Genomic DNA, 24,414 nt, shown 5'->3' on the forward strand with positions numbered 1-24,414 from the left:
TTTTTATCCTGAGTCGGCCTGGAGGTGAGTGGGAAATTCAAGCAAACAATGAGGGGATCATCAATTTGGGTAGGTATAGTCCTTTGCCTCTGGCTAGCAGCGCCTGGATCAGTTTATGCTGATTCTGCGGAAGCAGATAGCCTGCTTCAGATTTACCATCAATCGACCCAAGACCAGGAAAAAGCCGAATTGGCTGTGGCTTATGGAAAATTGATGGTTCGTACGGATCAAGTGGCAGTTCGTTCCCTCTGTATCCCGCTCCTCAACGAGCTGGAAGAATTGAACTCAGAGGTAAGTTACGACCTAAGAATGACCATTGGAATCAGCTATAAATACTCGGGATATATAGATTCTTCCAGCTACTATTTTTCCCAAGCCTTGATCCACGCCCGCCACATTCCCGATTCCGCTAAGGTGATGAAAACTTATCGCTACCTGGCAGCCAATTACCGAAACGGTGGACGCTACGAAGAGTCTGTTCGAAGTAGCCTCAAAGCCCTGGCCTATTACACCGTGCAACAGGATTCCCTGGAAATGATCAAGGTGATGAATGACCTGGGCAACGTCTATTACCTAATGAACAGTTTTGACGAAGGAGATCGCTACCAGCATCGGGCATTAAGTGCCATGGAAGGCATTGAAGATCCCCGAACGTTGGGAAACATCTATACCTCGCTGGCCTATGGATTGGAACGTAACGAACGCTTCGATTCGGCACTCTTTTACAACCAAAAAGCCATTGATCTTTTCCAAAAAGAAGAATTGATCTATAACGAAGCCATCGCCCGCAGAAACCGTTGTGCGATCTACACCCGAATGGGCTCGTCGGAAGAAGATTTAATTGATTGCTACCGCAACTCCCTGGAGGTGGACGAGGCCATTGGCGATTGGGAGGGAGTAATGATCAATCGATTCAACCTGGGAACTTCATTGAACGAAACCGGAGACTATGCCGAGGCCAGAAATCAAGTGGAACAAGCGTTGAGTTTGGCTCGGGAAATGGGCGACCAACGGTTAAAATTCATGAGCTACTACACCCTTTCCGATATCTACTCCAGGCAGAAAAACTTTACCCAAGCCTATCACTACCTGGATTCATCCTACCAGCTGCAAGAAGAGGTGCGTGGGGAGGAAGTACAAAGCACGATTTTGGAATTGGATAAGAAATACCAGATCAGTGAGAAGGAGAAGGAGCTGTATAAAACCAAAAAAGAAAAAGCGGAAGCCGAGCTCAAGGTTTCCGAAAAGAATAACCTGATTGGCATTATTGCTGGGGCTGGTGGGTTTTTAATCCTGGGCTTAGGATTCGTTTTTTACAGGAACAAACAACAGGAAAAATCGAAACTGGCGGCTGCTCGAATCGAAGAACAGCAAAAGGGATTGGAGGCCGTTATCGAGGCTCAGGAGCAAGAGCGCAGTCGCATTGCACGGGATCTGCACGACGGAATGGTCCAACAACTCGCAGGCCTTAAATTAGGTTTCGGACGATTGTTTGGAGATACACCTCACCAAGATTCGGGAAAGCTCATGGACTTGCTTGATCAATCCACTCAGGAGTTAAGAGAACTCTCCCATACCATGATGCCTCGATCGCTTGCTGAATCTGGTTTGGTGCCAGCTTTGGAAGACATGCTGGAACTCTCTTTGAAAAATCGAATAGAATACTCTTTTGAGCATTTTAATGTACCGAATCGATACGCTGAAAACCTGGAAATTACGCTCTTTCGGGTGGCCCAGGAGTTGGTTAATAACCTACTTAAACACAGCCAAGCATCTTTGGTGCAGGTTCAGTTGTTTCAAGCTGGAAGTCAGATCCATTTGAGCGTTGAGGACAATGGAGTAGGCTTTGATTCAGACGCAAACAGCGATGGTATCGGATTGCGTAACATAACCAGCCGGTTGGAAACGGTTCAAGGAAAGTTAATGGTTGAATCTACGCCTAATAAAGGAACTCGAATGGCGGTTACAATTCCAATGGGATGATCAAAGTACTCTTAGCAGATGACCACAAAATTATTTTGGATGGAATTGCTCAATTGCTCCAGCCCGAGCAGGATATTGAAGTGGTAGCCCAATGTATCCATGGCCGCGATGTGATTGAACAGGTAGCCAACCTGGAGGTAGATGTCTATTTATTGGATCTCGATATGCCTGAGATGAATGGCATTGATTGCGCTCAAACCTTGCTAAAAAAATACCCCAACGATCGAATTATTATTCTTAGCATGCACGCTGAAAAGGCATTGATGACTCGCTGCCTGGAGGTGGGTGTAAAGGGTTATTTGATTAAAACGGTAGGTCAACAAGAGCTGGCTGAAGCGATTCGAAAAGTGGCCCAGGGCGAGACCTATTTTCCCAAAGATGTAGAAGAAGTATTAACCAACAAAAGCAGGGTAAATCCATCCTTGACTCAGAGTCCTTTGGTAGCCGAGCTCTCTCCTCGGGAATTGGAAATTATTCAATGGGTGGTCAAGGGAAAATCGAACAAAGAGATTTCAGAGGGATTATTCATCAGTCCAAGGACCGTGGATACCCATCGAACCAATATTATGCGCAAACTGGAGGTACACAATGTGGCTGCCTTGGTGCGTTTTGCCTTTGAGAACAAGCTTGTTCATTAAAAGCAACCCGGCCAATCTGCATGAAATGCTCCTTGACCAGGCTGCCCCCAATAAGGCCTTATTTGTAGTTGAGTCGGAACTTACCTTCTGTCACGGTAACCTTGTCTGAATAGTCTGGGTTTTGTGGATCATTCCAATCCGGGAATACGGCGGTAAACTCAAAGGTTCCTTCAATTTTAACACCGTCGAAATGGGTCACCACGATTTGGCCCGTAGTTATTCCGTCTTTGGCCAACTTCTCGCTACAGTCGTAGGTTTTGAGCGGGTTCGTTGTCAGCCATTGGCAACTTACATTATTGGGCCCACCAACTGGATAGGTACCCACACTATCAAATTCGAAGAACCAGAGATTGATAGATTGGGTGGTGGAATCTGCTCCTTTGAGGTGGTGTTGCCCAAAGTTTATTCGAGCATAAGAGAAGCGGTTCTCGTCATCATCCTTAGAGAGGAAATCTTTGCCGTCAATTTTGCATTGAATGTACTCTCCCTGAGTGACGGGATTGTTGTTGTTATTTGAGTTATTGTTCGTTGTAGTGGTCGTGGTAGTCGGAGTTTCTGGTTCGGGCGTTTCTTCTTTTTTACAGGAGTAAAACACGAGAAGAAGGGCCAGTGCCGAGAGCCCAAGTTTTGCAGCTTTTTTCATAACGATCTAATTTTTGAATTGCAGATTAGACCAAAGCTACCGGACTCATTTCCTCCAAAAAATAGAGTAATTCCCGTATTTTTCAGCTACATACTTGCTGCGATTAAGGCACAAGTGAGAAATAACGAAATGACGAAAACCGTTTGCTTTAGGGTTCGCTTGCTTTTCGTTTTCAAATGCTGCAACTCTTGTTGATCTTGTTTTTGCCGATGCATTTGTTGTATACACGGAATGAGTTGTGAGAATGCACGGCTGTTGTTGATGATGTAGTCACAGGCACCATGGCGGAGCAATTGTAAAGCTCGCTGTAAATGGTTTTCAACATCAGAGAGAATAACCGTGGGCAAAACCTCAGGACGGCTTATCAATCGGCGGATTTCCCGGTAGGAGATATCAGAGTCTGCCGATTCAAGGATAATTAAGCAGGAGAAGGCACCAGGTACATTCAAGGTTTTCCATTGTTGAGGATGAAAACAGTTGACCAGGTAATTTCCTGAAGATTCTATTTGTTGGGCCCATCCCAGCGCTTTTGCCGGGGAATTGGAAACGATGGCAATTTTTTGAGGAGTCATGGGTTTCGTTTATCGTTCGAGTAAATAGTTTTTTTGACGGTTGATATGTTGCATTTGACGTAGCTGCGCAATTCTTGATCGGATGCGGAGCAAACGCTTGATGGCCATAAATTCGGAGAAAAACACCGTTGTTCCAGCCAATATGATAGCCTTGCTGAAGAGGTCTAAGGAGGTAAAATCAAGCCCGAAGGAGATGATGATCAACACAACCTCCAAGGCATAAAGAGTAAGTGCAGCTCCCTGATGACCTAAGCGATGTCGAAGCAAGCTATGGTGCAAGTGACTTCGGTCAGGGTGAAAAGGCGACTTACCCATGAGTAAGCGCAAGGAAAAGACGCGAAGTGTATCGTATACGGGTAGCATGAATGCCCCAGAAGTAAGGTCATTGAAAATCCACTTTCCAGGTTTTGGGTAGACACCACGCCAAATACCGCCAGAATAAATCCAACAACGAGTGACCCATTATCGCCCAGAAATATTTTGGAAGGATGGAAATTGTGCTTGAGAAAAGCGAGCAAACAAACAACCATTCCTGAGGATAATAACATGAACTCCACTTGTCCTTGAACCCAGAAAACGGAGGCAAACAGGAGGCTCAAAATCACACCAATTCCACCGGCCAATCCATCGATTCCATCCATGAGGTTAATCGCGTTTGTGATACCCGTTATCACCAATACGGTAAGTAGGTATTGCACCATAAAAGGAAGCTCTCCGTCAAATCCGATTCCAAACAACGACTCGATTCGAATACCTGCGGCAAAAACCAGGGAAGCGGCGGCAAACTGAATGAAGAGTTTTAGGGTCGCTCTCATCTCTTTAAGGTCGTCACGCAAACCGGTAAAAAACAAGGCGATAATGCCGAGACCAACAGCGAACCAGGTAACCGGATCATGTAAAAAGATGAAAGAAAACAGCATGGGGGTTAATCCAATCATGACGGCTACTCCACCCAAAGCTGGTTTTGGCGTTGCGTGTTTTTTGCGTTCGTCGGGTTCGTCGAGCAAGCGGTGCTTCACGGCGTATTGAATAATTTTTGGGATGAGGAAGTGAGTTATTAAACCCATTCCGGCAAGGGCTAAACCTGCCAACAAAACGATCAGTAAAGGGTAAATCTGTTCCATATCAAGGGTGTTTTTTAGGGTTTAATATTCGTCGTCGTCAAAAAAGAGTCTTTGATTCAATAAATGAGCTTTGCCCGTTTTAATCAGGAGTTGTGGCTCCAGTGAGCGGGTAGAACTGAAAATCGATTTCTTCTGGTAGTTGTAGTCAAAGCCGAAGATCAATCGGGCGTACTTTCCTGCAATTTCCGACCATTCGTATCGGTCTTTGGCAATCCGCTTCATGGTTTTACCATTCTTGGTGTAGTCGGCAATTCTTTTCTCCTTCAGCACCTGGGTGAGGTCGTCGCTATTTTCAAAGTAGAAAGCCTTCCCTTCTGTAGTTGCCCGGTTGTAGGAAACATCAAAAGCAATGATGGGCAGCCCCAGGTACATGGCCTCTACCAGCGATGGATTGGTTCCTCCGGCACTATGGCCATGAACGTACACGTAGCAGTTGGACCGCAACTTGTCCAATTCTTTTTGATCGTATATGGGATCCAGTAAATGCAAGTGAGAATAGGAGCTGTACTTGGCTTTAAGTTCTTGACCGTAAGGGCTGTTTTCCCAGTTGCCTACTATTACATAAGGCTTGTCGGGCTGCGACTTAAAGGTTTCAAGTAATACATGGATGTTGTTCTCGGGCTCAATTCGACAAACCGTGAAAGCATAAAACTGCTGAAGAAAGGAATACTTAGCCCGATCAGCCTTGTTGATTCTTCTGGAGCGAGCATGATTACCTCCGTACTCTATGAGGTGACTTAGGGTTTTGTAGTAACGACCGGTGTATCGTTTGATGGATTCATTATCCGTTATATCAGCGTCGCTAAAACGTACGGCGAGGTATTCCGAAAACTTCAAGAACGCCCGAATCGGTTTGCTCCACTTGCCCCGTTTCCACTCCAAGCCATCAATGTTTACAATGATGCGTTTGCGGGAAAAGAGTTTGACAAAGGGTAAAACAATGCAACCCGATACACCCAAAATGATCAGCGTATCTGCAAAAATGAGGGCATGTAGAATGGAGATGATGTCGTAGGGGATGCTTTGAAGTCCGTTGGCATTGAGTGGTAAATGATACAGGCGAGCCTTCTTGTAGTATTTGGTTCGCTCCGATTTGGAGTAATACCGATTGCTGCAATACACACTCATCTCAAAACGATCTCCCAATTGGTCAACCAGGTTATCGGCGAGGGTTTCAAATCCCCCGTATCGTGCAGGGACTCCAGCTGTACCTATGATGGCGATCTTTTTCATGAATTCTTTTTCTACTCTTTATGTCAGAGTCGTGCCAGAAGAAGAATGTGTTGAAAATCAAGTGTTTAATGGTTTTTGGTAAGGAATTGTTATTCTCTTGTGAGGACGGATTCTCTTTTAGAGATTAGGCACTTAAGGTTTGTTGTTCAATGCGGGAGTTCATTACTTCTGGGGTGAAGAAGCGAGAACCGGTTCGGGCGGCTCTTGAAAACTCTTCGTAGAGCTGCTCGTTTCGAGCTAATTGATCAATTTTTTGCACCATTTCACCCTTGTTGTCAACATGAATAGCATAACCGTTGCGCTGATCCTCGATCACTTCCGTAATTCCGCCAACCGGTGGAACGATTACAGGGAGGCCATAGGATAATGCTTCTAAGGCTGTTAAGCCAAAGGTTTCTACCCATTGATCGGGGTGCGATAAGTTGAGAACCAAATGTGCTTTTTCATAAAATGGGTGCACGTTTTTGGTCGCTGCATGAAGCTCTAAGTTAGAAGGCAAGGACTGATCGATAAAGAATTGGTCGAGTTCCACAGAAGAAGCGTTTACCACCAACACAAATTGAAGATTAGGTAGTTTCCGAGCCAGTTCCACAAAGTCATTAACGCCTTTATAGGTCCGAAGGGAGCAGAGCATAAGCACAGTGAAAGGCTTATGTAAGGATGGAATGGATTGCGAAGATTTTTCAATGAATTCGGGAGTAAGTGAATTGTACACCACTTCGCCAGGCACCCCGATAAGTTCTTCGGCTTGCTTCAAATATCCTGAAACGTAGTAAGCCTTAGTGGCACAAAACTGAGCCACCTTTTTTAGAAACCACTTCAGTTGACGTGGATTCAAACTGGTTTCGTGAATGTGGTATATCACCTTCCTACCGGTTAACTTTCCGGCCAGGGCAGCACCAAAGGGCAGCAGGGTGTTGACATAAATGATGGCATCTTCCTTTCGGTATTTTAGAATCATAAAAAACAAAGCCACCTGACTGGCCAAAAAAGAGTAGAGCTGAAGCCATTTGTTTTCATGCCGTTTATACCCTAATTCCACTCGATTAACGCCCTTTAGATCTTGCAAGAAACCTTTGTTACCAGTGCTCGAGGTGAACAAATCGGCGGGGTGTCCTTGATTAGCAAAGTGATCAATGACTTGAGATAAAACCTTTGGACTACCGCTGAGGTCGTCCATCAAATGAACAAAAACCAGTTTTGTTTTAGGCAGAGACATAGGCGTCGTTTTTAGTTTGAGGGGTAAATTGTTGTTTGGAAAAAGCAGCCTGAGAATGACCCAAAACCTGGTCGTATACATCACGCAATTGCAAGCCTCTTTGATCCCAGGCAAACCATTGCTCAAAATGAGAGCGAGCTTGACGAGATAGCTGTTTTCTCTGAATGGGGTTGTAATACAATTCGGTCAAGCGGTTAGCAAACTGGATAACAGTGTAGTCATACTCACCATAAGGAACCTTGCGACCACAGGAATTGTCTACAAACTCTCCGGGACCTTCGTTGTCAAAACAAATGACAGGAAGACCATAAGAAAGGGCTTCAGATACGACCATTCCAGCACCTTCGTGCGAGGGAAAAAGAAACACATCTGATTCCTGGTAGATTTTCATGAGTTCATTCCGATCGATCCAGGAGGTAAAGGTTACCGCCTTATCGATGCCTAAACGTTTGCTCAGGTTTTTCAGGTAATCCTCCAAAGGCCCTTTTCCGATCAGGTGCAATTGAGATTGTGCTTTTTGATTTTCTGGCAGGCGGTGGTGAAACCGGGCAAATGCACGCAACGTAACGTCGAACCCCTTAAGGCTTACAAACCGTCCAACGGAGAGCACCTTGAAGCCTTCTCCATGTACTGTTTTTTGATCATTGTGCCATTCGGAAGCCACGCTTGGCATGTATTCCCATTGTTTGGCATCCAAGCGAAGTTCTTTGGCCACACCGGAGTGCATCGCTAAAACCTTATTGGATTTTTTCTTGGTCAAAAACACAAAGGGATCCAGGTTCCAAAAGAACTTTTTGGCCAACCAGGTCATGGAGTTCTTCAGCTTGTCTTTGAAGGGTTTTCCCGATTGAACAAAGGCTGCTGGAATTTTGGGGTGATGTCCAACAGGACCCCAAACCAAAGGTTTGCCTAAAGTCCATAAAAAAGAGGGAGTCCAATCGTTGTGGAAATTGAGGTTGTGAGTGATATCAAATTTGAGTTTTTGAGCCAGCACAAACAGGGGCAAAGTCATTTGCCAGAGGTAGAAATACAGGAGTGCTCCCTGACCTTTTCTTTTCCAGGCCCGAAGAATGTAAGGCCAATCAAAGTAGTAGAACGAGATGTTCTTGTAGCGCGAATCAGGATTGGCCCGCTGGTATTTTTCGATGGCTTCCCGGTTGTTTTTTCGGGTCACCACCAAGATGCGATTAAAGCGGGCTATTTGTAGAACAAAGTTCCATCCCATTCCATCTTCAGATCCTTTGTATGGATTTACGGCGTATGCTGAGGCTAAAATTGTAGTCATGATTTTGGGGTGTTTAAGCCACTTTTGGGGTGACGATTCTTTCTTTGATTTTTCGAGCTGGAACACCAGCAATGACGGAGTTGGCGGGAAAACTTTTGGTGATGACCGATCCGGCAGCCACCACACAACCATCGCCCAGGGTTACTCCATCCAAAACGGTGACTTTGGATCCAATCCAGCAGTTTTTACCGATGTTAATTCCCTGGCGGCTAACGCCTTGAAAGCGAATTTCCTGATCCAACCTTCCGAAGTGGTGATTTTCTGGGTGGCAACTGAAGTACTGACCTATAATACAACCTTCCCCAAGGGTCAGTCCTCCAGCCCCGCCCAGATAGGCAAATTCCCCAATCCCGACGTTATTTCCTATGTGTATGAATTGACCGATTTGGCCAAATGAAGTGGAAATGATAAGCCGACTAAAGGCTCCGATTCCTACGTTGTTTCCAATTTTGATTTTACCTGAACCCAGGGCGCTTAAGCAAACGTGATCTTCAATTTTTACCCAGCGACCCAGGGAGATTTTACTGAGATAGTGAAACTGAACTCCGCGGCCCAAAAGAACCTTGTTTGGAATTCGTCCTCTTAGGATCAGTTTTCCGGATCGTGCCCAGGCCATCAACTTTTCAGTAAAAAGCTCGATTACCATGGAGGTGGTTACAGCCGGACCAAAGGCAAATTGAGGGTTTCTCAGACGGATAATGCGTTCTATAATAGCTTTCATAAGGCGGAGATTTAAAAGGTTCTTACTTCTTGTACAACTTGCTCTACTGTGGCATCCAGGTTCACATTCTCAATCTGAAGAAACTTGGACTGGCTGTTTTTTCCAGCCAAATCGTGAAACAGGGATTGGTAATCCTGAGTCAGGCGGGTGATCACGTTTTCGGTGAGCTCTTGTTTACGTTTTAGAATTTCCTGGGCCGAGGCAAAGAGCAATACATTTACTTCAGGCTTCCAGATGAATTTGTACAGGGCACGGATCAATCCTTTGGGCAATACCAGGTTGGATCGACGAGAGTCGCTAATGAAGTCAAAGTAGTAGCGATCATAGAGTACAATGGTTCCTGGTAAGATGTACTTGAAGTACACGTAGATCTGACCCACCACGTAATCGGTGTAGTAATAAGCGAAACGAAGCAGGGAGCTCAGGGTTCCTTTGTTGGTGCCGGTTCGTGGCAAACGATTGATACTGCGCTGCTCCGCTCCTTGTTTCCCGTATCTCCAGGCACTCAAAATGGGCAACAAGGAAGGGCGGTGACGTAGCACCACTACCGGGCGACGAAGTTCTAAGCTGATGCGTTTTCCAGCAGCCTCAATCACACTCGATTTTCCAGCTCCATCAACGCCAGTAAAGGTGATGATCATGCCTTGGTTTTTCCATAGTCGGGTGAAAGTATCTACCACATAATTGAAGGTGTTTTTTAACCCTTCCCATCCCTTGTTTCGAGGATCCTGATTCAAAGTCTGCATCAAAGATTGACGGATAGAAGCGGATGCGTTAAACAGGCTTTCCTTGTTCTCTAAACCGAGATTGTACTTGCGGTTAAGGTGATGGATAGTCAAATCTTGTTTCTTGGCACTGAAGGCCTTGAAAAAGGTGCGGTACTTGGCTGGAATATCAGCTCTGTTCAATTGGTAGAACAGGAATACGAATTCAAAATCAAGTACCTCGTCTGGGAGGGCCAAGCCGTACATTTCCTGACGAGCAGTGAGCAACATTCGCTCGGGATTCATCATGGCCTTGGCTTTGTACTTAAAAGAGTGTAGTAAATCGAGGCTTAGGAATGAGTTATCCGAAAGGTGTAGCTCAGCTGTTGTCATAAACGACTTGTCTACAAACCGGGCACGAACCACCCCTGGATACTTTTTCAGGTAGCTTTTTATGGGCTCCAAGTTGGCCTTTGGAATTAAGATATCTAAGTCGGAACCAGGCTGAAGTTCTTCCAACTGATTTTCGTGAAACTTAAGCAGGGCATAGGTGCTGTTGGCCATACGTCCGAAAAAATCCTGGAGAAACAGCATTTTCACATCTTCCTGAGGCAATGGAATAACATCGCGAAGGGCGTCTAACCAGGTCTCGGCCAACCACTGAACCTGAGTATGCAATTTCTCCTGAGCAGCATACAGGGTGAGGTAATAACTTACCTGGTAGTAGAGGTACAATTTGAAATAGAGATCCACGTCCAGGTTGTGGGTTTCAATCAAACGACGAATAGGCTCTGTTTTCAAGGCCTTGTTTAAGGTCTTTTTGATTTCTGAATAAGATTTACGCTGAACCAAAACACCACTCTGAAATACAAAATGAAAAAGGTCGAACAAGGCTGGCATTTTGGATTCGGATAGCTCCCAGTCGAAAGCGTGCAATCTGTTGGAAGCCTTGTACAAGTTCCAGGGTGTAAAATCACCATGAGCCATGGAGGTGTGGATCAGCTTTCCTTCATCCAAAGATGCTTCCAGCTCGATCATGCATTGACGGATCAAATCACTGTGCTGGATTCGGTGATCGGGATAGAGGCGGTCCATCCGGTTTTTGGCTTTTTGAAAGAAGGCAGTCTCTCCCAAGGTGGAAAGTGAACTGCTTTTCACATGAAGCTCCACCAGCGCAGCGCTGTGTACATTCCCTATTTCTGTGGGTTGTGAATCTGCGGAAGGACGAACGTTTTGAGTAATCAAACTGTGACCAGCACCATCAAAGGAGTGCCGTGGAAATACAAGCTTGGTCCAGCTGTGGTAGGACAGTCGGCGGATGGCCGACATTTCGTTTTCCAATATTTTCTGGGATCCACGGCCCAGTGGAATTTTTACAAAATGTGTGGATTTGCCGCGCTGATTGAGCTCCACCACAACCTTGCGATTGGGTCCGGTAGTGCCCATAAAAAAGCTGTAGCTCTCAAAGTCTAATGGAGCCCAGCAGCCTTCCATCCATAGAGGCTTTTTGTAGTAAACCGTAAAGGATGGGAAGAAGGCCGAACGAAACCCTTTCAAAGCAAAAGCAAGGGACCAAACAAAGGCCAACAATTTTGCCCGCATGCCCGAAGAGCAATAGAAGTTCAAGAAGGTGGCTCGCTTGGCGTTTTGAGGAACAACCCAGCGCATGCTTCCATCCTGATTTTTGATGTAGTAAAACTTCTTGTGCTGATAACCCTTTTGAGGAGCTCCAGAGCGAGACGTAAAGTCCATGATGTAGTCTGATCGCATTTCAGATCGATCATCCTCAGCCACACGAATCTGCATGGTAGGTGCATCCTCTTGAGAGGCATTACGAAGCGTTTCGTTGTGGCCTATTTTATCTTGAGAATTCTTACTTATTATGCCTGCCTCGGGTGAAGCGAAGAGGTGAGTAAGAATGTTTAAATCGCTGGAGTTTAAAAAGGGTTTCATAAGCAATGATTTCGTTCCATAAACCTTAAACCAACCTTGTGCCAGGGGCGGAAAAGATTGTAACTAATTGTTTTTTAGTTGGTTGTGTTTTTGGCAGGTAAAAGAGCTATTCTCGATTAGAGACATTTTCTACAGGAGAAAACAGAATACGCTTAGCCTTTTACCCAGGATTGATAGAGGTCGGGCCTCTTTTTCCTTAAAATCACTTTCTGCTTGAGGGTGAGCAAGGGGTTACGTTTAACCACCAGCAGCCAGATTAGAAGTTGGTAGAAGAGAATACCAAAATTGGTTTCTCCAAAAATCCCGAATTCGGTGAATGAGTTAATCAGCAAGGGAATAATCAGTCCAATGAAAAACAAGCGATCGGCCTGAAGGGAGAGTTTTCGAACACCGGAGAAGGTGAATATCATTTGAACCAGTACGATGGAAAACCCCACGAAGCCCAAATTCATCAGGACTTGAATAAAGGTGTTGTGGGTCATCTTACCCGCATAGGTGTGTACACTTTGAAAGGCATCGGTGTAAGCGATGCGCATGTAGCCAAAACCGAATAGAGGTTCTTTTGGGAGACCTTCGCTCAACAGGGCTTTCCAAAACGGTAAACGTCCTGTCATACTTAGTACCTCGTCCAGGCCGCCGTGTTTGATGATGATGGTATTTACGACCAAAGGAACGGCCGCTATTCCTGCTGCCACCATACCCAACTTTAGCTTACGGTTTTTGGAAATGAAAATGAAGTAGCCCAGAATCAAGGCCAAACCGATCATCGACGATCGGGATCCGGTTTTGACCAGGGCAAAAAGCATAACCGCCATCATGAGGATGTGCTTCACCTTGGGTGCGCCGAGGTACAATTCCATTCCGCTACAAGCCAATCCTATCACGGCCAGCATACCCAGCTCATTGGGGTTCATAAAATATCCTCCAAGTCGAGCTTCTTCCCCTCCATGGGTTAACCGGTAAAAGGTGTCGGGATTAACGAATAATCCAATGACGAAAATGGCCAGGATAAAGAACAGGGCGGGGGCCAATAGAGCCGAAAATCGAGTGGCTCTTTGCGGATAAAAATCGCGTAGTACCAAGTAGGTTTTGATGAACAAAAAGCCGAAAAGGAAACTTTCGGTGTTCATGGTTAATTGCAGCAAAGAGTAACCCGGCTTGGTGGACCACAAAAGGGAACACAAACCCAAAAACAGGTAGCCGAAATAAAAGAACAAAGCCGCCTGATTTTGCCAGTGAAAGGAAGTAACATTTCCTCGATTTTGAAGTTGTTTTAAAACCAAGATCAACCACCCGGTAGCCATTAATCGAACGATCACCTTAACTACTCGGGTAATCACGATACTCTCGGATACCGTAAAGTAGCTTCCCACTTTCAAAAACAGGATAGCGATCAGAACCCAGGCGATGTTTCGGGCAAATTTATCTTGGCTTTGGGCCATCATAGTGCGGCGCGGTATACTTGAAATAGTTGTTCACTGATGGAGCTCCAGTCAAATGCTTTTCTCACCATTTGGCGCGCATTTTCTCCTAATTTTTCGAGAGAGCCATTGGCAAAGTGATCTTGCATTTGTTTCATGCTTTGAGCCAGGTTTTTGGAGTTGTTGTTATGCAATCCGGCACCGGCCTTAAATTGATTGATATAATCGGCCATGTTGCTTTCCTGGCTTACCACGCAGGGCACGCCAAATCCGGCGGCTTCCAGCACGGCTCCGGGCAAACCTTCGTTCCGGGAGGGGTGAAAAAACACATCCGATTCCAGCAGCAATTGGTTTTTCGCATCACCGGTCTGCATGCCATGAAAAGTCACCCGATGATCTAGGCCCAGTGATTGAGCCAGTTCCTTGAGCTTGGGCAATTCAGCGCCGTCGCCAATGATCCAGAGTTCGGCTTGCAAACCTTGACGGGTGAACAGCTCAAAAGCTTGCAACAGAATATCGAGGCCCTTGGTTTCAATATCGATTCTTCCGCAAAAGGTAAATACAGGGTGCTTGCGGTTTTTCAGCTTGTAATCTTTTTGGTTTTGAGGCAGAATCTGTCCGTTGGGAATCAACACGCCGTTGGGGTGCAGTTCACGTTGCTGAAGGGTATTCCATTCGCTTTTCCCGATCACATGTAGAGATTGAGCATGCTCAATCAAACGGCGTTCGAAAAGTTGGAAGTAGACTTTTTTGACCCACTTACTTTTCTCCATAGCCTTGTCGTTGTAGGCTCCGTGCGGAGTGAGTACGTATGGAATTTTCAAACGATCCAGCAGTTTGGAAGCCACGAAAAAGCGAGGAATAAATCCACCGTGAATATGAACCACACAAGGATCCTTCATGGCGGTTAGTCGTTGCTTAAGTTCTGAAGGCAGTCCCCACGGAAAAGAAGGTGCCAAAAAGAGGCGGGTCACATAGTTTCTTTCCGGGTAGTTTAACTCCAGATTAGTGGCAATTCCCCAAACCTCTACTTCGTGACCCAATTGAGCCTGGGTAGTGGCCAGGTTGTTCACCACCTTGTTTACCCCATTCATGCGTAGGGGATTGGCTTTTCCAAGTATCAAGTGAATGATTTTCATGCTTGCTTAAATTTTAAGGTTAGGGAATAGAGAAAGTAGATTTGGATGATGACTTGGCTGGCGATAAGCCCAATAACCACACCGGCAATACCAAAGAATTGAATTACCGGGTGAGCCAGGCAAATGCTGAAAATAGTGCTCAAGGTGTAGGCGATAAAAATGCTTCGATTGAGTTCGAGCGTACGAATGGCAAAACGAAGAATAGTACCGGTAAACACGAAGATGTACAACAGGGCAAAGCCATACAGCAAGTGGGCATAATCCACGTAATCATCTCCATAAAGAAGTCTTACCAAAAAGGGACCACAAACCGCCATAGAAATGCCCATGACGGTAGTGGCCATTACCCCCTGACCCGCAATTTTTTTCAAAAAAGATTTTAGTGCTCCAGATCCTAACTGCTGGAAAATTTGAGAAGCCCGAAGAGGAACAATGTGCTCCAGGGCCTGGAATACCACATGCATAACGCCCACCAGATTTTGCAAAATTCGAATGGCGCCGACGGCCGCTGGTCCAAGTAGAACGGATGCGGCAATCAAAAAGAAGTTTCCGGAAGTCCATTGAAGCAATGCCGTACCGATCAACCATTTGGAAAAGGTCCAGTGGCGGGCTAAATCACTTTTAAAATCATGGAGACTGATAGAGCGAATGGGCAAAACCTGATTCAAACCCAATAGAGGAATAAGGTAGGTAACCATCAGCACCAATAGAACAGAAGTTAAGCTTACGGAACCCATCCAGGTAAGTATCGCGAAGGCCCCTAATTGAAGGGTATAAACCACCGAATCGAGTACCAGAACCTGCTTGGTTTTTCCCTGGCAATAGTGAAGGCGACGGATAAAGTCAAAGGTCAAAAAGGAGAACAACACGCCCGAACCCAATAAGGCCTGGTCCAGATTCCAAACACTCACCCAAGGGGTAGCCAGGGTAAAAACGAGGATCAGAAGTCCAGAGGCGCCAATACTGTACAAGGCTTGCATCCAACCTACCGAAGTGAGGTAGCCGGTTTTTTGTTCCAAGGACTTCTGTGGAAACAGAGTGTATAAAGGAGTACTGATTCCCGCTTGATTCAAGCTGCTGAAGAACAATACCACCAACCAAAAGATGGAGAATTGTCCGAAGCCATCCATTCCTAAAGCACGGGCCAGCAGCACGCCGGCAATGAAGTTTCCTCCGCTCACCACGCCTTGATCCATAAAGGGCAACAACTTAGATTTCCACTTACTTAGGTTCATGATCTTAGGTGTTTAATGAGTTTATCGCCACTCAGTTTTAAGCGGGAATTGCTGGGAAGGTAACCCCACAACACTTTGAGGCTATTGAAGGGCCACACTTCGGATAAGTGGAAGCCCTTTACTCCATTGAGTAGAATGGACAGGTTTGAAAACCCATACTCTTCGCTGATTTTATCTACGGCCATTAGGTCCTTTTCCTTGCTGCGTTTGGCGTGAATCACCCAGATGGATTGGTTGCTGTATTCCATCCACTTTAAGGCTCCTATGGAGGTTGCCAAATCCGGGGAGTCGATTAGAACCAAATCAAAGTCTTTTTTGAGCGAGTTGATCAATTCTTCAAGCTGTGGCTGATTGTACAACCGAAGCGGGAAATTGCGATTGTTGCCGGCAGGCAAGAAACTCCAGTTTTCGGTTTCATTTTGTACCAGGCAGTTTTCCAAAGTGCCACTACCGTTCAATATTTCGGCCAATCCGGCATGAGATTCACATTGCATTTGAGCAGATAGATCCGGGTTGATCAGGTTTCCATCCAACACGATAACTCGCCATCCCATTAATCCATAAGCTTTGGCCAATCCGCGAACTGAAGTTGTTTTACCCTCACCGTGATGAGACGATACCAATGACACGGCACTTCCCCGAACCACTCGTTTAAGCAGCTGCAGATTGGTGGCCAGGCTTTGCCAGGCGGCTTCATCCTTACCATTGGATTTAGCACTCAGGTGTGGAATTTCGCCACAAAGAGGAGTGGCAGAAGTAGCTTCCAATTCCTCCCGGGAGTTTACTTTCCCCTGCAGCATTTCGTGAATTACGATTAAGGAGATAGATCCCAACAAGGCGATGAATACCGAAATGATAACAACCATGTTCTTTTTGGGCGATACCGGAATTCGGGGTATCAATCCGTGCTGAATAATGCGGTGAAAGGAGATATTGGCCGCCTCTGCGATCGACGCCTCCGTTCTCTTCTCAGCTAAAAAGTTGTAGATCTTTTGGTTCAGTTTAAAGTCGCGTTCCAAAATAACCAGCTGCTTTTCCTTGGTAGGAACCGAAAGCAATGCTTCTTCAGCAGCTAATATGGCGTTTTCAATTTCCTTTCTTTTTATCCCGCTATTAATCCGGGTATTGCGAATGCTTTCCACAATGTAGTTCTCGATATGACGGATACGATCCTCCACCAACTTCACTTTTTCATCGGCAGGAGTGTAGACCACCAAAAGCTCCTTTTTTTCGCCTTCAAGCTGGATTAGTTCTTTTACCAGTTCGGTGGACAGCAAGTCGTTAAAGGCCTCGAAATTGGGAGCCAATTCGGTAAAATCTCTTTGAGACTTGGTCACGTAGTGTTCCAGGGTGTCCAGGGCCGCTTCGTTCATTTCCAGGTTGGCCAATTGAATTTTGAGTTGGGCTATTTTCCGTAAGTCGGTTTCATTTTCCTGGTAGGTGTTGATGATGTTGTTTTGTAGTCGGTATTTCTCCAGAGCACTTTCCGATTCCTTCAGCTCATTTTCAACCTTGGCCAATTGATTTTCAATAAAACGTACGGTACGACCGGCGGCTTGAGTTCGGTTTTCTACGTAATCGCGCACATACGATTCGGATAGGGCATTGACAAAAGCTGCCGCCTTTTCGGGTACTTCGGAGCGATAGGATACCCGAAGAATGGCAATGTCTTTATCGATGGCACTCACGTCCAGATTGTCACCAACCAGGTGCTCGCTGATAAATTCTTTGGAGTGGATTTTAAAGCGAAAATGATCCGCCCAATCTATTTGTTCTTTGTCGGTAAATAGTTCTTGATTTAGTTTTACTGTAAATTGAAAAAGAGGGTCTATTACAGGCGTGTTTAGTTTTCCTGTTACCCGGCGTTCAACTCCTCCCGGCGCAAAAACGAGGGTAAAGGTGGAGTCCTGATTCAAGTACAAATCGAAAAAGCGATCATAGGCTTCTGAAGCCATACCTGAGTACTCCACCAAAAAGGGTGTGTGGAGGTAAAGTTCAGAAGTGCGCACCTTTCCCACCCGGAAGTAACTCACTTCAAAATCTAAGGTTTCCAAAGCTTTCTGAACCAACATCGGAGACTTCAATACTTCCACCTCAGCAGCAATCTTGTTGGAGTGAGAAAACAGGTCGAAATCTTCGTACAGGGACGCACTCGAAAAACCATGTCCAATATCGTCCAACTTGATTTTTGAGGTGCTTTCAAAAGTCGGATTGGTATACAGCACGTAGCGAAAGGCCAATACCAGAGCCAGCAACACGCTCAATAGGATGATGGGTGCACCCTTGAGCAGGGGCCAGAGCATTCGTTTTAGTTGTTGAGCGTTTTCCATGATTAATTTCCAAATGAGGTGAATAGGATCACTACCGCAGTTATGATACTTGCTACAGAGATGAGGGTCGGGGCCTTTTTGTCCAGGGCCTTTCCGTTTTTAGCCGGGGCGATGATCATGTCTCCAGGCAACACCGAAATGTTGTTGATTTCATACTCCTCCATTTCGGTGAGATTCAAGACATACTGACGGTTGTTGCGAATGAGTTTCACTCGCTTTTTATCGGCGTAGTAATCAAAGCCGCTACCCTTACCAATGACTTCGTATAGGGTGTTCTTTTCCTTTTCAAGCAGGTAGTTTCCTGGCGAGTTAAATTCACCTAGAAGAGTAACTTCCTTGTTCAGCACTTTGACCACCACTATGGGGTTAACCACAAATTCGGCAAACCGGGCGCTTAGGGTATCAGCTGCTTGATTTAGGGTAAGACCCGCCAGGTGCACCTTGCCTACTTTTGGAACCTGGATATTTCCTTCCGGATCGATCAGTTCCCATTTTCCATAGGCCTCAGCGGAGTTGTAGATGTCAAAAACAGATCCTACACTCAAGTCGTTGTGATTCCATAAGCTGATGGACACTTTGTCGTCTACCCGTAGCACGTAGCTTGCTGAGTCGGCAGCGAGACTATCTGCAGTTAGGGGATAGTGCTTTCCGGTTTCCAGCAAGTTTTGAACCTGGCAGCTGCTTAGGCTAAGCACCAGAAAAAACAAAAGCATCAGTTGAAAGGATGGGAGCGTTTTCATGATTCAAAAGGAAAGGAGAAGAGAGTTTAAAAGCTGGCGACCAAAACCACCAGACGACTTTTTGTTTTTGATCTGGTTATTGATCTCTTCGATTCGCTGCAGTTGTTTTTGCAGGTTGCGTTGCGCATTTTCATCTTTGATCACGTAATCAAAAGCACCATACTTCAAGGTGTTTACTGCTACTTCGAGCTTTTGCTGCCCGGTAAGCATCAGCACATGGATGTCAGGATCGTAAGCTTTAATGCGTTTTAAGATTTTCAATCCATCCAATCCAGGCTCCTTAAGGCGGTAGTCCAAAATGACGATGGAAGGGTTTTTATGTAACTCTTCCATGAATTCTTTGCCAGATTGAAAGAGTTTAAGGTTCGTGTATTCGTTCTGAAGAAGCACCTCTTTGATGAAAGCTCCGTAGAGCGGGTCGTCTTCAACTACAAATACCAGGGGAGAGGCCATTTTTTTCATGATTTATTGTTTGCTTTTGGATATTCAATAGCGATACCAAAAACATAATCCCCTGAAAAGCAACTGGTTAAATGTTTTCCAACAAAGTCAATTAGTCTATGTTAGAGAGTGATTCTCGATCAGAGAATCGGGCAATAAGGTTGATAAGTCTTATTCTGAATAAGCAGCAAGCCTTTTTTCGAGCTGTTTGATAGCCGCTCGGCAGGCTTGAGTGATAAATTCAATTCGAGCTGGAATGGCATCGCGGTCACTGGGTGACTCAGCCATTTTTTCCAACTCCTGAATCTGGTCTCCGATACCCGTTATATTCATCATTTGAACGGACGGATTTATCGAGTGCGCCACTTGTTTGATACTGGCCCAATCTTCTTGTTCCAAATGTTTTTCAAGCGCTTCGAGCGACTTTGGAATTTCCTGAACAAACAGGTTTATCATCCGATTGACGAAGTCGTCATTGCCTCTTGAAATTTCATGGATTTTTTCCAGGTTGTAGAGTAGTTCTTCTTCGGGTTCTGAGGCGGCCAAATCTCGTTCTTTCCCCGATTTGACTTGCAATCGTTTTCGCCCGGTCAGGGAGCCTACTTTTTCAATTAACTGGTCGGCATCGAAAGGTTTGGAGAGGTAATCATTCATCCCGGCCCGCAAGTAGTTTTCGCTGTCTTCCTTAAAGGCGTTGGCGGTGAGGGCCAAGATAGGTATGGGCAACTCCATTTGGTTTCGGATTACCTCTGTGGTTTCAATCCCATTCATTTCCGGCATTTGAATATCCATCAAAATGAGGTCAAAATTTTCTTGTTCAAGAATTTCCAAAGCTCGTTTACCGTTATCGGCCAGGGTTACTGAAACCCGATATTCTTCCAAAATACTGGAAGCCAAAACCTGGTTGATACGGTTATCTTCTGCCAGCAAAATTTTGAGCCCGGAGAGGTCGTAAACCAAATCTTCTTTTTCTTCTTTGTGTCCTAAATCTTCGGGTTTACCCAAGGGGTAAGGAATGGTCACAAAAAACGAACTTCCTTTGCCCTCTTCACTTTCCACCCAAATCTTTCCTTGTTGAATTTGGACCAACTGGCGGCAAATCGTAAGCCCCAATCCTGTTCCCGGAATGGCTGGACGGTCTTTGGATTCTACCCGTTCAAAGCTCTCAAAAATAGACTCCAACCGATCCTTAGGAATACCCATCCCTGTATCTTTTACTTCAAAATGGGCCAATACCGTCTTGGTGTCCTTCAGCTCCATTTTGCAGCTCAATCGCACCTCGCCATCCGGTGTAAATTTGATGGCATTGCTCAACAGGTTGGTGAGAATTCGGTGAAGCAGAATGCCATCTCCAACCAGAACAAGATTTTCATCCATTTCATCGGTGTTGGAACTTAGGATCAGATCTTTTTCAGCAGCCAGGTATTCTGCACCTGTCAATGCACCCGCCATAAGTTGAGAGAGTGAGAAAGGTGCATTTTGAAGCTCGAGTTTACCCGAATTCACTTTGGACAAATCGAGAATATCGTTGATGATTTCGAGCAGGGTTCGAGAGGAATTCTGAATGGCTTCCAGGTATTGTTTTTCCCGGGTATTGAGAGGAGCGTTCTGTAGCAACCGACTCATCCCGATAATACCGTGCATAGGCGTCCTTATTTCATGACTCATATTAGCCAGAAAAAGTTCCTTGGCAGCCGAAGATTCTTCAGCGATTCGCTTGGATTCCTTAAGGCTTTCCTCCAGTTCTTTTTGTTCAGTGATGTCTAGGTGAATTCCAATTGATCCCTCGACCACACCTTCACGATCCCGGAGTGGTGCCCCACTAATAAGCCACCATTTTTTCTTTTTCTGTTTCGTTATGATTTCCGCTTCATAGGCATCCGACTTACCGGCTTTTCTCCGTTCATTCACCTTGATGGCAGCTTGACGTTTGTTTTCAGGTAAGAACAACTCTCGGGCATTTTTACCAATCAGTTCATTGCGTTCATAGCCACTCATTTCGCACAAGCGTTGATTGGCAAAGCGGATTATTTCGTTTTGGTCCACCTCCAGCAAGCCCAGGTTCATATTCGAAATAATACCCAGGTACTTGTTCTCACTTTCTTTGATTTGGTGAATGAAGTGGTGCTTTTCAGAAATATCCCTGGCTACGGCATGAAATCCTGCAATTTGGTCGCCTTCAAACAGGGTTCGAACATTTTGCCCGATCCACAATTCATTGCCTTCGGAGTCTAAAATTGGAAACTCGAAATAGGTCGTCGGTAATCGCTCTTCAAATTGTTTGCGGTAGAATTCGATGACGTTTTCCTTCCAGTCTTCGCGAACGAGGTCCGTAAAGTGGGTTTTCTCGAGTTGTTCCGAGGTCATTTTGGTTTGTCGCTCGGCTACGCTGTTGGTAAAGGTGAAAAAACCGGCCGGGTTGGTTTTGTAAATGATATCGCTGGCATCTTGCACCAGCTGTTTATAGCGATCTTCACTTTCTGAAAGGATGGTTGCCAGCTCAGAAATTTCCTTGTTCTTTTTCGTTAAAATGGCTTGTTGCTTCTTGTAATCCTGAATAGCGAGTTGTCTCACTTTAATGACCAGAAGCATATCGGTAACCGGATCGTGAATGGCAAAGTCGGTGAGGGACAAATTGTGTTTCTCCAAATCCTCTACCGCGGTCAGCCAGGGGCTAACCACAAAGAGTAATCGTTCATCTGAGGCTAAAACCTGTCCACGAAACTGGATGTGGTTCATGCCGAGTTTCCCTTTTAGGATGAATACTTTGTTGGTATTCTCCTGAATGGATTCGAAGGACAAGTTCAGGTGCAATGATGGACGTAAAATGTTGAAGGGGTCAAACAGGTTTTGACCTACTATATCGGGAAAAAGCTTAACCATGCTCTTACCCGCTCGGGTAATGTTGAGATCCGGATCTACCTGAATGTAGAACGGAAACAGAACATTGAGCTGTTCGCCATCTATTTGAAAAAGATCGGGCAAATCGAAAGATTAAAATTTCACCAAAAAGACCTCATGGTCGGCTCCGGCATCACGGCTTTCAACCATTTCTACGTCCACATTTTTTTGAAACATTTTCCCTATTCCCTTGAGCAGGCCAGTCACAAAATCAGCCAGGCCTTCACGTTCTGAGAAATAGTGCACGTGCATGGTGTTATCCGTTACATCGGTCACCTGAAACTCAGGAGGGGTTAATTCCGGATACATAAGCATTACCCGGCTGTGGAAATTGGGAAGGTTCACCAAAAACTCCTTGAAGTTATCTCCTCCGGAAGCTAATAGTGAGCCATAGTTTTCCATTCCGGTTTTCAGAATCCAGTATTCTCCAAAAGCGCTGAGTACGGCAGAAGCAGGAACCTCAAGAACCTCGCTGGCGGCGCCAACCAGGTTATAGGTCACTGAATCATCGTAGGACTCATTGCTCATAAAGAAATCGGTATCGATCTCAGCCTTGGCTTTAATGGCTTCCCACTTGTCTTCTCCGAAGTTTTCGGTTACAAGGCCCTGAATCGCTTGATTAACAATTCCATACATAATTATGTTCGTTTAGTTTAAGATTATACATCGTTTCGCTGAATCATTTTATACAAAGTCGACTTGCCAATGTCCAGCTTCTTGGCCACCAGGGCCACGTCGTTGCTGTGCTTATCCAGGTAATACCGGATAATTTGAGAGGTAAAGCCCTTAAGGGTAGTATCTTCACCTATAAAGTCAGTGAACGAAACACTGCTGTTGAAGGTTACATCTTCGGGCTTAATTTCGGTGTCATCTGCCAGAACTGTAGACAGTTCCATAATGGCTTTGAGCTCCCTGACGTTTCCAGGATAGTGGTATTGGTTGAGCTTTTTTCGGACTTCTGCCGAAAGGGTTTTCTTGGGTTTTTTGTTCTCTCGGCAAAACTGATCAACGAAGTGTTTGGCCAGCAGCAGGATGTCTTCTTTTCTTTCCCGAAGCGGAGGCAAGGAGATGGGAAGGCCCAGCAAACGGAAATAAAGATCTTGTCTAAAAAGGTTGTTTTTCACTTGCACCGCCAGGTCTTTGTAGGTGGCCACAATCACCCGCACATCTATTTTGATCGGTTTGTTTCCCCCTATACGGGTTACTTCACGCTCTTGTAAAACACGTAAGAGCTTGGCTTGTAAACTGGCATCTAAATCGGCAATCTCATCCAGAAATAGAGTGCCTTTGTGGGCTTCTTCAAACTTTCCAATACGCCTGGCATGGGCTCCGGTAAAGGCCCCCTTCTCATGGCCAAAAAGTTCACTTTCGATCAACTCTTTGGGAATGGCGGCCATGTTCACGGCCACAAAGGGTTTTTTGCTTCGGGTAGAATTAAAGTGGATGCATTGGGCCACCAATTCCTTACCCGTTCCGGTTTCTCCGGTTATGGATACGGTAATGTTGTTATCGCACGCTTTTTTCATGCGTTTAAACACATCCTGAAGTGACTGGCTGTTTCCTTTTATGGCTTCGTTGAAGTCGTATTTCTGGCCCAGTTGTTCCTTCAAGGTTTCTACTTCCTCTTCCAGGCTGCTTCGCTCCTTGATTTGATGCACGGCCTTCCACAGTCGGTCTTTGGTGTCGTCATCCTTAACCAGGTAATCGTATACATTGTCGTTTTTAAGCAGGTCGATGGCGGTGCTCACATCGTTTTGTCCTGAGATGACCAAAAGAGGAACCTTGGGCATCTGTTCCTTTAGCTGTTTCACCAGTTCGCCTCCGTCAATGTCGGGTAAATTGAAGTCGGTACAAATCACTTGGGGGTTCTCATTCAATGCACCCAGGAGGTCTTTGGCATTTCCAAAATGACGAACTTCAAATTCCGGATCCAAACTCAGGTGATACTGAAGCAATTCGGCATACCAAATGTCGTCTTCGACCAGAAATATTTTAAATGTATTCTGCATAGAACCGGGAGTTTAGAATTAGGTTCCTATAAACTTAAAGAATGTATCTCAAATAGAGATTTTTTTCTTTTAGAGACAATTGAAGATTATGTTGGTTCATTTAAGTTGTTGAAAATCAACAGT

20 protein-coding genes are annotated in these 24,414 nt (G+C 45.4%); 2 read left to right on the forward strand and 18 right to left on the reverse strand.

What is annotated here, in order from left to right; translation table 11 throughout:
* The first annotated feature begins 48 nt into the window (after positions 1 to 48).
* Positions 49 to 1,983 (forward strand): sensor histidine kinase, encoded by a 1,935-nt coding sequence (locus tag KFE98_07260; protein UTW63928.1) that lies wholly within the window; start codon positions 49 to 51, stop codon positions 1,981 to 1,983.
* A complete protein-coding gene (locus KFE98_07265) occupies positions 1,980 to 2,621 on the forward strand; it encodes a response regulator transcription factor (GenBank protein UTW63929.1) in 642 nt (213 codons plus the stop codon). The genes KFE98_07260 and KFE98_07265 overlap by 4 nt, the downstream gene beginning before the upstream one ends.
* A 58-nt stretch (positions 2,622 to 2,679) precedes the next feature.
* Here the strand turns inward: KFE98_07265 and KFE98_07270 are convergent, their stop codons facing one another.
* The 18 genes from KFE98_07270 to KFE98_07355 all read right to left on the reverse strand — a co-directional run bounded on the left by KFE98_07270 (position 2,680) and on the right by KFE98_07355 (position 24,291).
* Positions 2,680 to 3,264, reverse strand: coding sequence for a hypothetical protein (locus KFE98_07270; GenBank protein UTW63930.1), 585 nt, complete (start codon positions 3,262 to 3,264; stop codon positions 2,680 to 2,682).
* 86 nt (positions 3,265 to 3,350) lie between these two features.
* Positions 3,351 to 3,836 carry a hypothetical protein gene (locus KFE98_07275; GenBank protein ID UTW63931.1) on the reverse strand — a complete coding sequence of 162 codons (486 nt, stop codon included), beginning with the start codon at positions 3,834 to 3,836 and terminating at the stop codon, positions 3,351 to 3,353.
* A 9-nt stretch (positions 3,837 to 3,845) separates the two neighbouring features.
* Entirely contained in the window at positions 3,846 to 4,103 is a 258-nt protein-coding gene (locus KFE98_07280) for a hypothetical protein (GenBank protein ID UTW63932.1), read from the reverse strand.
* Positions 4,085 to 4,960, reverse strand: coding sequence for an undecaprenyl/decaprenyl-phosphate alpha-N-acetylglucosaminyl 1-phosphate transferase (locus KFE98_07285; protein ID UTW63933.1), 876 nt, complete (start codon positions 4,958 to 4,960; stop codon positions 4,085 to 4,087). Before KFE98_07285 ends, KFE98_07280 begins: the two co-directional genes overlap by 19 nt.
* A gap of 21 nt (positions 4,961 to 4,981) precedes the next feature.
* Positions 4,982 to 6,193 (reverse strand): DUF1972 domain-containing protein, encoded by a 1,212-nt coding sequence (locus KFE98_07290; protein UTW63934.1) that lies wholly within the window; start codon positions 6,191 to 6,193, stop codon positions 4,982 to 4,984.
* Positions 6,194 to 6,317: 124 nt separating this feature from the next.
* Positions 6,318 to 7,412, reverse strand: a complete 1,095-nt coding sequence (locus tag KFE98_07295; GenBank protein UTW63935.1) for a glycosyltransferase family 4 protein — start codon at positions 7,410 to 7,412, stop codon at positions 6,318 to 6,320.
* The gene (locus tag KFE98_07300; protein ID UTW63936.1) at positions 7,399 to 8,697 is read right to left on the reverse strand and encodes a glycosyltransferase family 4 protein; all 1,299 of its coding nucleotides are present in this window, start codon (positions 8,695 to 8,697) and stop codon (positions 7,399 to 7,401) included. Before KFE98_07300 ends, KFE98_07295 begins: the two co-directional genes overlap by 14 nt.
* 13 nt (positions 8,698 to 8,710) lie before the next feature.
* Positions 8,711 to 9,418 (reverse strand): acyltransferase, encoded by a 708-nt coding sequence (locus tag KFE98_07305; GenBank protein ID UTW63937.1) that lies wholly within the window; start codon positions 9,416 to 9,418, stop codon positions 8,711 to 8,713.
* An 11-nt stretch (positions 9,419 to 9,429) separates the two neighbouring features.
* A complete protein-coding gene (locus KFE98_07310; protein UTW63938.1) occupies positions 9,430 to 12,075 on the reverse strand; it encodes a hypothetical protein in 2,646 nt (881 codons plus the stop codon).
* Positions 12,076 to 12,227: 152 nt separating this feature from the next.
* Positions 12,228 to 13,520, reverse strand: a complete 1,293-nt coding sequence (locus KFE98_07315; protein ID UTW63939.1) for an O-antigen ligase family protein — start codon at positions 13,518 to 13,520, stop codon at positions 12,228 to 12,230.
* Positions 13,517 to 14,635: a glycosyltransferase gene (locus KFE98_07320; GenBank protein UTW63940.1), complete on the reverse strand. Its 1,119-nt coding sequence runs from the start codon at positions 14,633 to 14,635 to the stop codon at positions 13,517 to 13,519. The genes KFE98_07315 and KFE98_07320 overlap by 4 nt, the downstream gene beginning before the upstream one ends.
* Positions 14,632 to 15,870 (reverse strand): lipopolysaccharide biosynthesis protein, encoded by a 1,239-nt coding sequence (locus tag KFE98_07325; protein UTW63941.1) that lies wholly within the window; start codon positions 15,868 to 15,870, stop codon positions 14,632 to 14,634. Before KFE98_07325 ends, KFE98_07320 begins: the two co-directional genes overlap by 4 nt.
* Complete coding sequence (locus KFE98_07330) at positions 15,867 to 18,200, reverse strand: AAA family ATPase (GenBank protein ID UTW63942.1); 2,334 nt, start codon at positions 18,198 to 18,200, stop codon at positions 15,867 to 15,869. The genes KFE98_07325 and KFE98_07330 overlap by 4 nt, the downstream gene beginning before the upstream one ends.
* A gap of 2 nt (positions 18,201 to 18,202) precedes the next feature.
* Positions 18,203 to 18,940, reverse strand: a complete 738-nt coding sequence (locus tag KFE98_07335) for a polysaccharide biosynthesis/export family protein (GenBank protein UTW63943.1) — start codon at positions 18,938 to 18,940, stop codon at positions 18,203 to 18,205.
* Positions 18,941 to 18,943: 3 nt separating this feature from the next.
* Positions 18,944 to 19,402 (reverse strand): response regulator, encoded by a 459-nt coding sequence (locus KFE98_07340; GenBank protein ID UTW63944.1) that lies wholly within the window; start codon positions 19,400 to 19,402, stop codon positions 18,944 to 18,946.
* 150 nt (positions 19,403 to 19,552) lie between these two features.
* Positions 19,553 to 22,366: a PAS domain S-box protein gene (locus KFE98_07345; protein UTW63945.1), complete on the reverse strand. Its 2,814-nt coding sequence runs from the start codon at positions 22,364 to 22,366 to the stop codon at positions 19,553 to 19,555.
* Between the two features lie 9 nt (positions 22,367 to 22,375).
* On the reverse strand, positions 22,376 to 22,918 hold the full coding sequence (locus KFE98_07350; GenBank protein ID UTW63946.1) for a heme NO-binding domain-containing protein: 543 nt from the start codon (positions 22,916 to 22,918) through the stop codon (positions 22,376 to 22,378).
* Between the two features lie 23 nt (positions 22,919 to 22,941).
* Entirely contained in the window at positions 22,942 to 24,291 is a 1,350-nt protein-coding gene (locus KFE98_07355) for a sigma-54-dependent Fis family transcriptional regulator (GenBank protein UTW63947.1), read from the reverse strand.
* Between the last annotated feature and the right edge of the window lie 123 nt (positions 24,292 to 24,414).

It is taken from the genome of bacterium SCSIO 12741, assembly GCA_024398055.1.
Taxonomy (GTDB): domain Bacteria; phylum Bacteroidota; class Bacteroidia; order Flavobacteriales_G; family Salibacteraceae; genus SCSIO-12741.